A 14,787-nucleotide genomic window follows, 5' to 3' on the forward strand; every position below is an offset into this window, starting at 1 on the left:
TTATTCCTCGCTTTCTATCAGACTGTATAAGTATTCTGCTCGTTCAAAAGGATCCACTGGCATCTTATTATCTGCCTTTTTCATTTTGAATCGTTCTTTGGGAGGGGGAGAGGTGAAAGCGGCAAGCTCTACCACTCGTCCTAAATCCTTTGCACGTTTATCTCTAACTTCTTCAGCTTTATCAAATATCTCTTTATCAATAATTGCTGGATACGTATCATTTCCAAGGTAGTTGACGTTTTTCAAAATGCGCCCCATCACAGAATGTGTCTTTTCAATACCTGCCTGTTCGCCAGCCACTGTAAGGGATAGTCCTGATATGTATTTCTCAAAGAATACCTTTACTTGACCTGCTGCCTTTTCATCGACAGTAACCACTCCATCTTGAATTTTGTATCCATATGGAATATATGCCATTTATCTCACCACCTTTTCTTTCAGGGAAAGACCGCATTTCAAATTGAATGTCAGCTCATCCCTGGAATTTACAATGATGTTCACTACAAATTCTTCAAATAGTTCTTCCGTGTAGTCACCATTAAAATTATCTGCTGACACATAATTAATGAGGTCCTTTATCTCGTTTGCTCGCAAAACCCCACTCGCAGAGTTCGTTACCAGGTTTGTTTTTTCGGTAGTAAGATTTTTAATCTCACTATCTAAAACATTTCGTTCCTGATTAAAAAGAGCAGGTTCTAGGAAACCTTTGGACATCAGTGCAATAAGGGTATTGCGTTCTTCCAATAGTTGCTCCATTAGCTTATCAATAGCGTCCATTCTTTCACGGTCGCTTTCTTCATCGATTTGGCTAACTGACTTGAAAAGTGGTTCTAGGATTAGCTTATGACTGAAAGCAAGCTTATTCATCATGGTTGTCAATGTGGCTTTGATTTCCCCATCTCGCAAAAACAACATGGAGCAACTTTCTTTATCTTCGATACTATCTCAACATGTGTCGTGGATAAGGTAAGTATGTAAAATGGTATGTGGAACATAGTGATTTGCTGTAAATGATTTGCTAACTACTTTAGTTCTTTATACAAAGTATAAATCGGATATTTGGTTCTGTTGCAAAGTTTTAAATAAAGAATAAAATCCCTTACGGTATCTATGATTTAAGCTGGGATTCCCAATAATACCTTGATTTCAGTACAGACCGAAAACCCGAAGAGAGTGCCTTCTTTTCGGGTTTTCTTATATAATCCTCGGATGGCTTCCATACCTTTAATCGTGGTAGAGGCAGTGCGTAAACTTCGATAGAATTTATTGCGTCTCTTTACTGGACGATGGTCTTGTTCAATCAAATTATTCAGGTATTTAATGGTACGATGTTCTGTCCCTTGATAAAAGCCGTATTCTTTTAGTTTCTTAAAGGCACTTGTAATAGAGGGGGCTTTATCTGTGACTACAACCTTCGGTTCATCAAACTGCTTCACTAACCGCTTAAGAAAAGCATAGGCTGCTTGTGTGTCCCGTTTTTTACGTAACCAAATATCCAAGGTTAAACCATCTGCATCGATGGCTCGATACAAATAATGCCATTTTCCTTTAATTTTGATGTACGTTTCATCCATTTTCCATGAATAAAAGGATTTTTTATTTTTCTTTTTCCAAATTTGATAGAGTAGTTTGCCATATTCTTGCACCCAACGATAAATCGTCGTATGAGAAACGTTAATGCCACGATCATATAAGATTTCTTGAACTTCACGATAGCTAAGGTTATAACGAAGATAGTAGCCCACGGCTACAATAATCACATCCTGCTGAAATTGCTTTCCTTTAAAATGATTCATCGTCATTCCTCCTGCTATCTTTTTCTATTATTCTACCTTATTTGATAGTAGATTTAAAACTTTGCAACAGAACCCTTTTAATGATATTTTCCAAGTCAAACTTAATATTAACAATTCAAAACTATTGGAACCACTGCAAAATATTTTGTTAAGCAGTATATATTTCAAAAATTATACGTAATATATTTGTAGAAAGGTTGTGGACAGTTGTCCTATTGACCTGAAAAGTAATATAATAGCTGGATGAATAAAGAATCCCTTATGAACTTGTAAATCGTTATTAAATCGCTGAATTTTGATAGCCATTCTGAAGAGTTATCTTCAACTACTACACTAACTTCCATTAATTTCTCATTAATTTCCCTTTCGTTCAAAAAATATGGTTGGCTTTACAAGCATTCTATCATATGATAGAATTAAGATAACATTCAAAAGGAGATAATAAAAATGCGGCAAGGTATTCTTAAATAAACTGTCAATTAGATAGCGGGAATAATTAATTAAGCATCCTTATTTAAAATAAGGACTGGTTTTTTGTGCCCAGTTTAAGAATACTTTTATCATTTTATCATAAAGCATCTGTGGCTATCAGTGTGTAGTATACAGCTATTTTTGTATTAAAATCCCAGTGATAAGAGTATTTATCACTGGGATTTTTTCTGCTTTTTGAGCTTTTGAATGGAGGAAATAAAATTGAAAATTATTAATATCGGTATCTTAGCACATGTTGATGCAGGAAAAACTACTTTGACAGAAAGCTTACTATACAGTAGCGGAGCAATTAAAGAGTTAGGAAGTGTAGATAGCGGTACAACGAAAACGGATACTATGTTTTTGGAACGCCAGAGAGGTATTACTATTCAGACCGCAATAACATCTTTTCAACGGGAAAATGTTAAAGTAAATATTGTAGATACTCCTGGACACATGGATTTTTTGGCAGATGTATACCGTTCATTATCTGTTTTGGATGGAGCTATTTTGCTAATCTCTGCAAAAGATGGAGTACAGTCACAAACTCGTATACTATTCCATGCACTTAGAAAGATGAACATACCTATAATATTTTTTATTAACAAAATTGATCAAAATGGAATAAATTTGCCAGATGTTTATCAAGATATTAAGGACAAACTTTCTGACGACATCATAATTAAGCAGACTGTGAATCTAAATTTGAAACCTTATGTAATAGATTATACTGAACCAGAACAATGGGAGACAGTAATTGTGGGAAATGATTATTTATTAGAAAAATATACCATTGGGAAAACATTGAATATTGCAGAACTTGAAAAGGAGGAAAACGAAAGAATTCAAAGTTGCTCCTTATATCCTGTTTATCACGGAAGTGCAAAGAATAATATTGGAATTAAACAACTTATAGAGGTAATTACTAGCAAATTATTTTCACCCACACAACTCAATTCAGATAAACTTTGTGGAAATGTTTTTAAAGTAGAATATTCAGATGATGGTCAACGGCTTGTCTATGTACGTCTTTATAGTGGAACGCTACATTTGCGAGACTCAGTCAATATATCAGAAAAGGAAAAAATAAAAGTTACAGAAATGTATACTTCAATAAATGGAGAATTACGCCAGATAGATAAGGCAGAGCCTGGTGAGATTATTATTTTAAAAAATGAGCTTTTAAAACTAAATAACGTACTTGGAGATAAAAAAAGATTACCACATAGAGAAATTCTTGAGAATCCTCTTCCTATGTTACAAACAACAATTGAACCATGTAAATCAGTACAAAGAGAAAAGTTACTAGATGCACTTTTTGAAATATCCGATAGTGATCCCCTTCTACAATATTATGTAGATACAGTAACTCACGAAATTGTGCTATCTTTTTTAGGTGAGGTCCAAATGGAGGTAACTTGTACTCTGATTCAAGAAAAATATCATATTGAGATAGAAACAAGAAAACCAACTGTCATTTATATGGAAAGACCATTAAAAAAATCTGAATTTACCATTGATATCGAAGTACCTCCAAATCCTTTCTGGGCTTCTATTGGTTTATCTGTAACACCACTTCCTTTGGGTAGTGGCATTCAGTATGAGAGCCTGGTTTCTCTAGGTTATTTAAATCAATCATTTCAAAATGCAGTTATGGAAGGTATACGCTATGGGTGTGAACAAGGATTGTACGGTTGGAAATTAACAGACTGTAAGATCTGTTTTAAGTATGGTCTATATTACAGCCCTGTCAGTACGCCAGCAGATTTCCGAATGCTTGCGCCTATTGTACTAGAGCAGGCTTTTAGAAAGAGTGGTACAGAGTTATTAGAGCCATATCTTAGCTTCGAAATTTATGTACCACAAGAATATCTTTCGAGAGCATATAATGCTGCTTCCAAATATTGTGCAAATATTTTAAATACTAAGTTAAAAGGTAACGAGGTCATTCTCATTGGTGAAATTCCAGCCCGTTGTATTCAAGAGTATCGAAACAGTTTAACTTTCTTTACAAATGGACGCAGTGTCTGTTTAACAGAGTTAAAAGGTTATCAGGTTACTAACATTAAGTCTGCTTTCCAACCACGTCGTCCAAATAATAGAATAGACAAAGTAAGGCATATGTTTAATAAAATCAACTTACATTGATAGTGAACTAAAGAGAAATTTTTAAAATGAATATTGAGTTGTTAATTAGAACAGGAGGATATAGATATTGTAAATACTAGGTGGATACTGTGCCCTATATGTGGCAATAAGACCCGTTTAAAAATGAGGGAAGATACTGAATTAAAAAATTTCCCTCTATTTTGTCCTAAATGCAGACAAGAAATTTTAATTGAAATAACGAAGTTTAGAATAACTGTAATTACAGAGCCAGACGCAAAGACGCAGAGCCGATAATTCGAGATATCAAAATCTCATTTTATCGGCTTTTTCTTTTCTATGCATACCATTGAGCTTAGTTCTTGATATCCTTTATAAGAAAATAAGTGTACTGATTTTTTTTGCAGTAGCTGTATTACAGTAGACATCCCTCAAGCATAAAAAGTATACAATTAAAATTCAATACTTGATTATTGATGAAGTACAGAGTTACTCGTCATTTCAAAACTAGTATATCAGTCAAGTTTTTCCTAAGGAACAAAAACGAACTTCGCTATGGGAATCAAAAATTTTTAGTCGGATGAAGTGATATGCAATAAATCCAGAAAATTTTCCCAACAACAAAAAATGAACTGTACTTTGCAGCGATAAGAGTAACCAAAGAACTATTTATCATTCGCTCTAGTTCCTAAGTGTAACAAAGATAAATTCATTTTCTATTTATGATTAACAAAAATCAGAAAAAATTCATTACATCTTTGTAATCAATCTTTCCTGATAGTATTAATTAATCCATTGTGTATTATTGAACTAGTTAAATTTACATTTTTCTCCGTAAATTGCTTGAATCACTTTCCCAATCGTCACTAATTCATCTTCATCCAGACAATCCAACTGTGCTTCTACTTGAAGACGTTTGGAGCTTTTATGACTGTTTTCTTCCCCTAAAATAAATCCATCCAAAGAAATATTTAGCAAAGTCACTAAATCATATACAACATGAAAACTTGGCTGTTGTCCTTTATTTTCAATGTTCGTCAAATAGCGTGGCGCAATCTGGATCATTGATCCTACCTGCTCACGAGTCAATCCTTTACTAAGACGGGCTTCTTTAATCGCAAGACCCAATGGTTTGAAATCAAAATTTGATAGAGTAGTTTGCCATATTCTTGCACCCAACGATAAATCGTCGTATGAGAAACGTTAATGCCACGATCATATAAGATTTCTTGAACTTCACGATAGCTAAGGTTATAACGAAGATAGTAGCCCACGGCTACAATAATCACATCCTGCTGAAATTGCTTTCCTTTAAAATGATTCATCGTCATTCCTCCTGCTATCTTTTTCTATTATTCTACCTTATTTGATAGTAGATTTAAAACTTTGCAACAGAACCCTTTAAAGACTATTAAATCAATGTTAGGAAAGACTATTAGTAAAACTATGAATTATTCAGGAAAAAAGGTTCTTTTTTAAAGTTTTCTATTGCTTCCTGGCGTTGATAAATGAGATATAAAGTCGGTGTTTGTACACGTCCTAATGAAAATGTACCTTGTACGCCTTTTTGTTGTAAATTCAAGGTATATAAAGGGCTTGCGTTCATGCCGATCAACCAATCGGCAATTTGGCGTGTTTGCGCTTCTTGATAAAGGGGTACATGGAACATAGAAACGAAATAGTGCGGTAGCACAAAAGTAAAAACACAAGAAACGTTGATTTAACGCTGTTCTCGTGTTTTTCTCTTTTTCTATTCGAAGTGATTCGCTGGAACAGTCATACGAAATAGTGCGGTAGCATGCAAAACCCGAACATTGCTAGAATTCTTCTACATTCAATGGACGTAACTTACCGTTGGATAATTCAGCTTCGTATCTAAACGTATACTTACCAACAAAATTGATGTGATCACTAATTAGTGGAGATTGCCTGCGTATCATTTCTTCGGAACAGTCGAATCCTTCAGCTTTCATTTGTTCAAATACTTTTTCTAAATACAGTGAGTTCCAATATATGATGGCATTAGTAACTAATCCTAATGCATTGAGCTGCTCTTCCATCCCATCATAATAAGTCTGGTAGAGTTTTCCTTTTCGTCCATAAAAAATATTACGGCATAAGGCATGCCGAGCTTCCCCCTTATTCAATTGTTCTAAAATTTGCCGTGCATATATTTCGTCAGAAATATAACGAAGCTGATGTTTCGTCTTATAAACTTTTCCATACTCAGTTATTGCTTTTCCTAAAGGCGTGGGTTGCCCATTCCGTTGAAGAGATTTCGTTAATTCTGTTGCATTCACTTTTCCAGATTTCAACGAACCTGCAACCCTAAGAATGTCCTCCCAATGGGTATAAATCAGTTCCATATTAATTGAATTTTGAGACAACGTATCAAGTTCCCCGTAGTGAGCGTTAGCGTCGATTCGCCAAAGTTTGGTTCCTTTATCATTGGCAATTCTTGGACTAAATTGAAACCCTAATAAGCCAAAGAGACCAAAAATCATATCGCTATAACCAGCTGTATCAGTCATGATCTGATTAGGAGTTAATTCGCTGGGTTGATTGAGGAATCCTTCTAGAAGGTAAAGCGAATCTCGCAGTGTCCCTGAAACGACCATTCCGTGGAACCCTATATATTGATCAGAGACAAAATTGTAGAATGTGATCCCACGACCACGGCCAAAATATTTTGGATTACTTCTAGAATATAGGGAACGTTGTGGTGTGATATAACGAATACCGTCAGCTGAAGCCATATGCCCATCACCCCATATCTTAGAGGTGGCAAGTTTCCTGTGTGCATGTATTATTTTTTGATTAGCTCCTGAAAGTGTATCCACTCGAATATAATGATGATTGACATAGACAAGACGATCATACTTTAAAGAATCAAATCCTTCTTTTGAAACCGGGGAAAAACCAATATTGCAGGACTCTGATAAAAGAACTGCTAATAAACTAATATCCAAGTCTTTCATTTTGGTGTCCTTGTCACTTAAGTGGTTAAATGATTGAGTAAGATTTAACTGTTGGTTTACTTCCAATAACAAATCTGACAAATCAATTTTAGGAAGTAACTGCTGAATGCGACGTCTAAAAGACTTATCTTCCTTTTTTTCATATGTCTTTTTAAGTCTAGAGACAACCAGGCGATCTGCATTTTCTATTCTGGCCATTTTAGAAGTAGGCCAACGATTTAGCGCTTCTTTATAAGACAGTTCCAAATCGTTCTTTAACCATAAAGACATTTCATTTGCTGAAGAAGGAAGATCTAGTTGTTCTAATAAAACGTATTTTTGTTGAACCCAAGTTTTCTCATCAATCAAGCAATCCATAGGATTGTTATATAAGACACTCTGAGGAATATAAATATCATGGCGTTTTAAAGATTGAATTAACAATTCGACAGCTGCAATCAATACACATTTATTAGTTTGTTCAGGGTATTCATGAATGTAATAAATCCATTTCTTTGGAAGAGTATGTTTAATAGCTCCAAACATTTTGTAAGTAATCGGCTTAGGAAATCTATTATTAATGAAGGTCCAGAGTTCCTTACAGTTGTTACCGTAGTCATTGCTGTCAAATGTTAGTGTAGTTAAAATATCCGGAATAAATTTTCTGAACTTTCGATAAGTGTTCAGAAGTTCAGAAATGGCTATTGGTTCACGATCATTTTTAACCAATAGCCGAACTTGCGATACAGCTTCGGTAACATTTTCCTCAGAATATTTTTCTAAGATACGATCGCGAAGGGATAGTTCATTAGTATCAGAATGACTGGACATTACTAAATCTACAATATCTGAAAGTGTCGATGCGGCTCGATCTAGATCTTTTATGGTACGAAGACGTTCTTTAGATTCCTTATTTTTGGCGCGTCTAAAAACAGTTTCAAAAAAATTAGATAGTGCTAAAATTTGTTCATCCATAGCCTTACGTTTGTATATGAAAATAAATGCCACTAACAACGCCAGTTTTTTCTGTTCACTCATTCGTTGAATTAATTGAGCTTTAGCTTTAAATGCATAATTTGCAAGAACTTTTATTTTCCCTTCAGGAATAGATTCCATCTTCCATTTTTCAGTAGAGAAAGCTTGAAATTGCTTTAGTCGGTCAAAACCTCTGGCTATTTCTTTATGACTATCGTCAGCTAACGGGGTTCTCAAAATGTCCATTTTGATTATTGCCCCATAAACTGGAGTTCCAATTAATTCTAAATGATTGAGAAGCCGCTTTCTCTCATCTTCAGTTGGAACCAAAGACAATTGTCGGTATAAATGCTCTTCAGCTTTTTCAATTGCACTAGCAACAAAACGAGAAAAAGTAGTAATTCCAGGTAAAACAATCTTTTCATCCAGACATTTTTTTAGAAGCATATCAAACAACATATCTGAAGATTCTGTTGTATACAGCGCTCTATTTAAAAGCCAGTTAGCTAGGTATGTTTCTATTTCCGGTTGGTTGAAATCTTGATATCCATAATGTGATTTTATCAATTTTGTGTGCTGATACCTGGTCTGTCTCCTGCTATAGTAGATAATTTCTCCAGGATCAATATTTAGTTGAGTTGCTACATAACTCAATACATTTTGGGGAATATTGGTAAGATCTAATATAAAAGTTCCTAAAAAACGTAGTGAGACTAACTGTAGTGCAAAACCTAATCTAGTAGCTGGTCGTCGTATAGTCTCCATCAATTCTAAATCTTTTTCATGCAAATAAAAAAATTGGTTTAATTGTTCTGTACTAGGTTCTCCTAAATAAATGCCAAATGCTTTTTTGTTACTTTTGATTTCATCCATTTAAACCCTCCATGAAGTAAATTTTAAGTCTACATAAAATTTATTTTTAAAAATGCTATGATAGCAGTAAAACTACAAGTAAATTTTACATGTAAATTATATCACTTTTAAAAAGGAGTTTTTTATGGGAAAAATTGGCTATATTCGAGTATCTTCACAAGATCAAAATTTGGATCGACAATTGGCAATGATGGAAGGACTTAACATTGATAAATTATTCCAAGAAAAAGCCAGTGGTAAAGATACTGAGCGTCCTGAGTTTCAAAAATTACTAAATTATATCCGTGAAGGTGATTGCGTCATCGTTACATCACTAGATCGTTTAGGAAGAGATTATGAAGATATAAAAAATACAGTTGCTTTTATGAAACAGAAAAAAGTAGCGTTAAAAATATTAGATGCACAGTTTTTAGATTTTAATACTGGAAATGAACTCCTGGATACCGCTATGTTCGATATGTTTTTATCACTGCTAAGTTATATTGCACAAAACGAGCGTGAGAAAATTCGTGAACGTCAGCGGCAAGGAGTATTATTGGCTCAAAAAGCCGGCCGATATAAGGGACGACCAATCGAGTATTCTATTAACTCAACAGATCCGCAAAAACGCTTAGTTTTTAAAACCGTGGTGGACATGTTAAAGCAAGGCATTCCAGTTGCAGAGATTGCAAAAGAAAACGGGATCTCTCGACCAACTATTTATAAAATAAAGAAAGCGAATGATTTGTAGAAATATACTACATTCATTCGCTTTTCTACCGCACTATTTCGTTTCTATGTTCCATGTACCCCGTATCGGCGATGGCATTTAGGACAGTAAAAGTAATTTTTTTGATAAACACTTTTTGCTAATTCCCCACAGTCACACTCCACGTGAAAAGCAATATTTCGATTAAAACTAGTTATTTCAATGCCCCAACGATCATAAGATTTTCGCTTCATAAAAATTTTCCTCCTTGTAAATTTTACTAACGATTATAAATACCGTTGCCATTCTTTCAACTGTTGACTAATTAACGCATAAAATTCGACTTCTGATAAAATGGTAATCTCATGACCTAACGCAATCAAGTCCCGCGCGGTTTGTTCCTTTTTTGTATAGAGAGAATCATCAAACAACGACTTAGAATACTGACCACAAACCAGGAAATTTGTTTTTGAAGTAACACTTGATTGACAATGGCCGTTTAAAGAGTGAACCAAACCGATGGCTTGGGTTCGTGTCATTTGCTGCAGCGTTCCAGTAAAAACGACCCTTTGATTCGTTAAGTCCATTTTCAAACTCTCCCTTCCCGTCTAATAGCTGTTATATCTATCAAGAAAAGTGGTGCAAGGTATGTTCATATTCTTTCACCCGTCGATAAAAGGTATTTCGTTTCATGCCCAATTGATCCATAGCATAGACTGCAGTTATCTTTCCTGCTTTCCAGTCAGAATAGATCGCAGGAAATTCAGGAGGTAAAGCAATTTTCTTTCTGCCGAATTTTACACCCTTTTGTTTCGCAGCTTCTACGCCTTCTCTTTGCCGGCTATTAATTCGTTTCCGCTCGTCTTCGGCCATATAGCTGAGTAATTGCAGAATTAAGTCAGAGATAAGCGTCTCTAACCCATCTAGTTGCTTGTAACTAGCAGTATCTAACAGAGGCATGTCTAACACAGAAATATCAATCTGCTTTTCCTTAGTTAATTCTCGCCATTCTTCTAAAATCATTTGTTTATTTCTGCCTAGTCTATCTAATGATTGTAGATAGAGTAAATCTCCTTTTCGAAACATCCGTTTCATTAATTGATATTCAGGGCGTTTAAAATCTTTGCCGCTGGCTTTTTCTACAAATATATATTCTTCAGGGATTCCTAATTCCTTCGCGGAAATCAGTTGTCGTTCGATCGATTGATCATAACTACTGACCCGGATATAAAAAAATTTTCTCATCGTTTTTATCTACCCTTTTTTCACTAAAATTGTTTCAAAACAATCAGATTAAATCAGAAACGTTTCAAATTGTATTATGTGGTTATTATGCCATACATAAACAAAGAAAATCAAGGCATGTCAAAAAGTATACTTTTTGAAACAGTAAGTTTACACTCCCGCATGATTATATTTATTCCGCTAAAATACATAAAAATGGCAGGCCTTAACGGTCTGCCATTAAATAAACTAGTTATCCAGTTTTTCTTTTATGTCTTCCATGGTATATTTTATTTTTCACATCAGAATTTGACTTCTTTAACTTTTACAATTTTTTTAACACTATTATTCTATTACAACACTATATATTTCTAATTTAGGGTTAAAAATAAATCTTTTTGATACTTTTGCCTTTACAATATAATTGTATTCTTTCTTTTTTTCTTTGAAGTCGCTTGATTCAACTGTAACTTCAAACCACATTTCATTTGGAGACTCTTTTAATTTTTTTACTTGAAATGAATTATCTCTTGGATCATAAGGTGGTACTCTTTCAAACTCAGGAAGTTTTCTCTGTATTTGTTCTTCAGGAGTATTCGCAAAGTAATCTACTATCTTGACAGTTATTAAAAGTACTACTATTCCCAAAACTATAACAAACATAAAGATAATTCCACATCCAGAATTATTTTTATTATTTTGAGTCAGATTATTCCATTCTATTTCTTCCATAATCATCATGTCCTTTTACAATTCATATACTTATTTTATCGTATATATTTAAAAAGGAAAAGGACACTGTTTAAATAGTAAACGATTCTTAATTAAGTTTACTTCTATTTTCTTGAAATTGAATAATTTTTTCAGAAAATCCATTTGCAACTTTCCCCTCATCTCCAATAAAATCAAGATAAGTAAAATCTGTCCCAAGTGAATTATTAACTATTTTATCAATGAAAAATGAAATTATCCCTACACCTAAGATATCAACTGTTTCGTCATTTTCTAATAAACTATTTGTTACTGAAGCGATTTTATCTGAAGAACCAAATCTGTTCTTAACAAATTGATTAAATCTATCAATAGCACCCTTATCACAATAGTACGTTTTTAAAGCCGATAAAGCTGTTGAATCAGAATTTCTTTTTGCTAAGGTATAAACATTTACCGCGTCAACATCTTGGTATAAATCTTCTAGACTAAATGTTCCACCTGCAGCCGTACCTACTAATGCAAATACACCTTGCTCCATTTGTATTCCTAATTTCTTAACTTCACCCCAGCAAGTCATTAAATCTCCTAACCAACCTGCAAAGTCAGAAACACTATCATTGATTGTGTCGGCTAGAAACATCTGTGATTGTAACGTCACAATTAAGTGAGGCAAACCTATTATTGAACCAGTATTAGGATCTATAAAATAATTATACAGGCCCTCGCTATTAGTTAATTTATTCCTATATTCATCATAAATTTTTCTATCATGCTCTGTTACAGGAGAAGAAATGATGTCCCATGACAAACCAGAATAATTTACATATCTATAAAATGTCAAATGAGGGTTCCAAGGATTATCAAGACCAGCTTGTGATAGATATTGATACGCACGTACCATCTGATTTATAACCTTCTGATTGTATTTGGCAATGTAATTATCATTATTAGTATCATTTGATAACTCATTAAATCCGCTATCTCTACCCGATGTAGCGATTAAATCGATACCAACAGCTCCGTTGCCACTTCCTATGGTAAATTCAACAAATTGATCAAAAGACCATTGTCTAGGCATAGGAAAACCTAAATTCCCACTATAACCAGTCGACATATCTGAAACAAATGCAAACGAAGCATACCCGTTATTGATTATTTGAGAACAAACATTTCTTGTTCCGTAAACACCCGTTTGATACCCGCTATATGACATTACAGCAGATACCCCCTTAAAATATTCTCCAGCATATGCAAGAATTTCTTCCCCTAACATGTCTAGATCAACAGCAAAATAAATAACTGTTGTTAATGGTATATTTAGATTTTTTGCTGCATCTATAGCCTTCTTACCATCTGATAAGCCACGATCATAAGTAAAATAAGCTAATGCTGCACCTCCATCTTGATAGATAGGAAACACAGATAAATTTTTAGAAAAAATATTATTCAATTCCTCTGTAGTTAGATACTTATTTCGTTCATCTTTTCCAATTCCAACAGTACCAGTAAGATATCTACCAACTATTTTTATATCATTATCAACCAATGTTTGGATTTGAGATCTAGTTAATTGCGTAGAAGTATCTGCGCCATCTGCAGATCTTCTAATATCTCCAGCGCTAGACAATAGTCCTTTTATTACAACAACATCTGCTATTTCAGTATATTCAGGCAATACCATAAATTTTCGGAATGCCAGTACTTCTAAACCCATATATTTAGTGAAAATACCATCGAATGTACCGTCTTCAAAATAACCATTAACATATAATCCATATTGAATTATTCTTACATAGTTTCCCGAGTTACCTTCAGACACAGGATAAGTTTTACTAGTTGTCCCATTACCATAAGACCCTGTTGCTTCACTGGGAGAATATCCTAGTTCAGCTTGTAATGCAAAAATTAATGCTTGATTTGAATTTCTTTGATAAATACCATCACAAGGCATTATTCCCGTGTATTCTAAATAATTTACATTTAACCATTGCTGCATTTTTCTAATTTTACTATCTCCGCCGGGAACAAGAACAAAAGCACTCATATCAAATAACGCTTTGGCCCATTTCGCATCCAAAACTCCAGTTACAGCGCTTCCATTAAACCCTGCATCAGTCTGCAACTCTTTTACAGCAGTATCTAAATATGGAGTATATACCCCATCGAAGCCACCTGGATTAATCCCCTTGGTTCTGTTGCAAAGTTTTAAATCTACTATCAAATAAGGTAGAATAATAGAAAAAGATAGCAGGAGGAATGACGATGAATCATTTTAAAGGAAAGCAATTTCAGCAGGATGTGATTATTGTAGCCGTGGGCTACTATCTTCGTTATAACCTTAGCTATCGTGAAGTTCAAGAAATCTTATATGATCGTGGCATTAACGTTTCTCATACGACGATTTATCGTTGGGTGCAAGAATATGGCAAACTACTCTATCAAATTTGGAAAAAGAAAAATAAAAAATCCTTTTATTCATGGAAAATGGATGAAACGTACATCAAAATTAAAGGAAAATGGCATTATTTGTATCGAGCCATCGATGCAGATGGTTTAACCTTGGATATTTGGTTACGTAAAAAACGGGACACACAAGCAGCCTATGCTTTTCTTAAGCGGTTAGTGAAGCAGTTTGATGAACCGAAGGTTGTAGTCACAGATAAAGCCCCCTCTATTACAAGTGCCTTTAAGAAACTAAAAGAATACGGCTTTTATCAAGGGACAGAACATCGTACCATTAAATACCTGAATAATTTGATTGAACAAGACCATCGTCCAGTAAAGAGACGCAATAAATTCTATCGAAGTTTACGCACTGCCTCTACCACGATTAAAGGCATGGAAGCCATTCGAGGATTATATAAGAAAACCCGAAAAGAAGGCACTCTCTTCGGGTTTTCGGTCTGTACTGAAATCAAGGTATTATTGGGAATCCCAGCTTAAATCATAGATACCGTAAGGGATTTTATTCTTTATTTAAAAC

The 14,787-nt window shown here is 34.2% G+C and carries 15 protein-coding genes and 2 pseudogenes; 4 read left to right on the plus strand and 13 right to left on the minus strand.

Annotation, left to right across the window (positions count from 1 at the left end; translation table 11 throughout):
• The 4 genes from ACIFUW_RS03755 to ACIFUW_RS03770 form a co-directional block, all read right to left on the minus strand.
• A complete protein-coding gene (locus ACIFUW_RS03755; protein ID WP_000323438.1) occupies positions 1–417 on the minus strand; it encodes a recombinase in 417 nt (138 codons plus the stop codon).
• Entirely contained in the window at positions 418–915 is a 498-nt protein-coding gene (locus ACIFUW_RS03760; RefSeq protein WP_002327635.1) for a DNA recombinase, read from the minus strand. It lies immediately after the preceding gene.
• Positions 916–1,115: 200 nt separating this feature from the next.
• A complete protein-coding gene (locus ACIFUW_RS03765; RefSeq protein ID WP_001015311.1) occupies positions 1,116–1,796 on the minus strand; it encodes an IS6-like element IS1216 family transposase in 681 nt (226 codons plus the stop codon).
• Positions 1,797–2,364: 568 nt separating this feature from the next.
• The gene (locus ACIFUW_RS03770) at positions 2,365–2,490 is read right to left on the minus strand and encodes a hypothetical protein (protein ID WP_193393255.1); all 126 of its coding nucleotides are present in this window, start codon (positions 2,488–2,490) and stop codon (positions 2,365–2,367) included.
• Here ACIFUW_RS03770 and tet(S) point away from each other — a divergent pair.
• Together tet(S) and ACIFUW_RS03780 are read left to right on the plus strand one after the other, a co-directional pair.
• A complete protein-coding gene (tet(S), locus tag ACIFUW_RS03775; RefSeq protein ID WP_436424401.1) occupies positions 2,475–4,415 on the plus strand; it encodes a tetracycline resistance ribosomal protection protein Tet(S) in 1,941 nt (646 codons plus the stop codon). The two genes, ACIFUW_RS03770 and tet(S), sit on opposite strands and share 16 nt — an antisense overlap.
• A 66-nt stretch (positions 4,416–4,481) precedes the next feature.
• The gene (locus tag ACIFUW_RS03780) at positions 4,482–4,670 is read left to right on the plus strand and encodes a cysteine-rich KTR domain-containing protein (RefSeq protein ID WP_425531079.1); all 189 of its coding nucleotides are present in this window, start codon (positions 4,482–4,484) and stop codon (positions 4,668–4,670) included.
• Positions 4,671–5,183: 513 nt separating this feature from the next.
• On the opposite strand, the gene ACIFUW_RS03785 is transcribed toward ACIFUW_RS03780, so the two are convergent.
• From ACIFUW_RS03785 to ACIFUW_RS03800, 4 genes and pseudogenes are all read right to left on the minus strand, one after another.
• Positions 5,184–5,540 (minus strand): helix-turn-helix domain-containing protein, encoded by a 357-nt coding sequence (locus ACIFUW_RS03785; RefSeq protein ID WP_029756604.1) that lies wholly within the window; start codon positions 5,538–5,540, stop codon positions 5,184–5,186.
• A pseudogene (locus ACIFUW_RS03790) lies at positions 5,516–5,698 on the minus strand (IS6 family transposase); the annotation flags it as partial. The pseudogene ACIFUW_RS03790 and the gene ACIFUW_RS03785, both read right to left, overlap by 25 nt.
• 134 nt (positions 5,699–5,832) lie before the next feature.
• Positions 5,833–6,042, minus strand: a pseudogene (locus tag ACIFUW_RS03795) (DNA topoisomerase); the annotation flags it as partial.
• A 148-nt stretch (positions 6,043–6,190) separates the two neighbouring features.
• Positions 6,191–9,178, minus strand: coding sequence for a Tn3 family transposase (locus ACIFUW_RS03800; RefSeq protein WP_000343406.1), 2,988 nt, complete (start codon positions 9,176–9,178; stop codon positions 6,191–6,193).
• A gap of 124 nt (positions 9,179–9,302) precedes the next feature.
• Between ACIFUW_RS03800 and ACIFUW_RS03805 the strand changes: the two genes are divergently transcribed.
• Complete coding sequence (locus tag ACIFUW_RS03805) at positions 9,303–9,908, plus strand: recombinase family protein (RefSeq protein ID WP_002321606.1); 606 nt, start codon at positions 9,303–9,305, stop codon at positions 9,906–9,908.
• 44 nt (positions 9,909–9,952) lie between these two features.
• On the opposite strand, the gene ACIFUW_RS03810 is transcribed toward ACIFUW_RS03805, so the two are convergent.
• From ACIFUW_RS03810 to ACIFUW_RS03830, 5 genes are all read right to left on the minus strand, one after another.
• Positions 9,953–10,120, minus strand: coding sequence for a hypothetical protein (locus ACIFUW_RS03810; protein WP_000824191.1), 168 nt, complete (start codon positions 10,118–10,120; stop codon positions 9,953–9,955).
• 33 nt (positions 10,121–10,153) lie between these two features.
• Positions 10,154–10,453, minus strand: a complete 300-nt coding sequence (locus tag ACIFUW_RS03815; RefSeq protein WP_000366408.1) for a BRCT domain-containing protein — start codon at positions 10,451–10,453, stop codon at positions 10,154–10,156.
• 40 nt (positions 10,454–10,493) lie between these two features.
• Positions 10,494–11,111 carry a recombinase family protein gene (locus ACIFUW_RS03820; RefSeq protein ID WP_001224538.1) on the minus strand — a complete coding sequence of 206 codons (618 nt, stop codon included), beginning with the start codon at positions 11,109–11,111 and terminating at the stop codon, positions 10,494–10,496.
• A 324-nt stretch (positions 11,112–11,435) separates the two neighbouring features.
• Positions 11,436–11,831 carry a hypothetical protein gene (locus ACIFUW_RS03825; protein WP_002304891.1) on the minus strand — a complete coding sequence of 132 codons (396 nt, stop codon included), beginning with the start codon at positions 11,829–11,831 and terminating at the stop codon, positions 11,436–11,438.
• Between the two features lie 79 nt (positions 11,832–11,910).
• Positions 11,911–14,025, minus strand: coding sequence for a glycoside hydrolase domain-containing protein (locus ACIFUW_RS03830; RefSeq protein WP_269528401.1), 2,115 nt, complete (start codon positions 14,023–14,025; stop codon positions 11,911–11,913).
• 41 nt (positions 14,026–14,066) lie between these two features.
• Between ACIFUW_RS03830 and ACIFUW_RS03835 the strand changes: the two genes are divergently transcribed.
• Complete coding sequence (locus ACIFUW_RS03835) at positions 14,067–14,747, plus strand: IS6-like element IS1216 family transposase (RefSeq protein WP_001015311.1); 681 nt, start codon at positions 14,067–14,069, stop codon at positions 14,745–14,747.
• Positions 14,748–14,787: the final 40 nt, after the last annotated feature.

It is taken from the genome of Enterococcus sp. PLH-Efm8 (genome assembly GCF_053011625.1).

What these genes read in the sequence shown, in the direction of transcription:
- ACIFUW_RS03765 (WP_001015311.1), bottom strand. Translation starts at nt 1,796, where the DNA reads ATGAATCATTTTAAAGGAAAGCAATTTCAGCAGGATGTGATTATTGTA.
- ACIFUW_RS03835 (WP_001015311.1), top strand. Translation starts at nt 14,067, where the DNA reads ATGAATCATTTTAAAGGAAAGCAATTTCAGCAGGATGTGATTATTGTA.
- ACIFUW_RS03800 (WP_000343406.1), bottom strand. Translation starts at nt 9,178, where the DNA reads ATGGATGAAATCAAAAGTAACAAAAAAGCATTTGGCATTTATTTAGGA.
- ACIFUW_RS03820 (WP_001224538.1), bottom strand. Translation starts at nt 11,111, where the DNA reads ATGAGAAAATTTTTTTATATCCGGGTCAGTAGTTATGATCAATCGATC.
- ACIFUW_RS03755 (WP_000323438.1), bottom strand. Translation starts at nt 417, where the DNA reads ATGGCATATATTCCATATGGATACAAAATTCAAGATGGAGTGGTTACT.
- ACIFUW_RS03760 (WP_002327635.1), bottom strand. Translation starts at nt 915, where the DNA reads ATGTTGTTTTTGCGAGATGGGGAAATCAAAGCCACATTGACAACCATG.
- ACIFUW_RS03815 (WP_000366408.1), bottom strand. Translation starts at nt 10,453, where the DNA reads ATGGACTTAACGAATCAAAGGGTCGTTTTTACTGGAACGCTGCAGCAA.
- ACIFUW_RS03805 (WP_002321606.1), top strand. Translation starts at nt 9,303, where the DNA reads ATGGGAAAAATTGGCTATATTCGAGTATCTTCACAAGATCAAAATTTG.
- ACIFUW_RS03825 (WP_002304891.1), bottom strand. Translation starts at nt 11,831, where the DNA reads ATGATGATTATGGAAGAAATAGAATGGAATAATCTGACTCAAAATAAT.
- ACIFUW_RS03810 (WP_000824191.1), bottom strand. Translation starts at nt 10,120, where the DNA reads ATGAAGCGAAAATCTTATGATCGTTGGGGCATTGAAATAACTAGTTTT.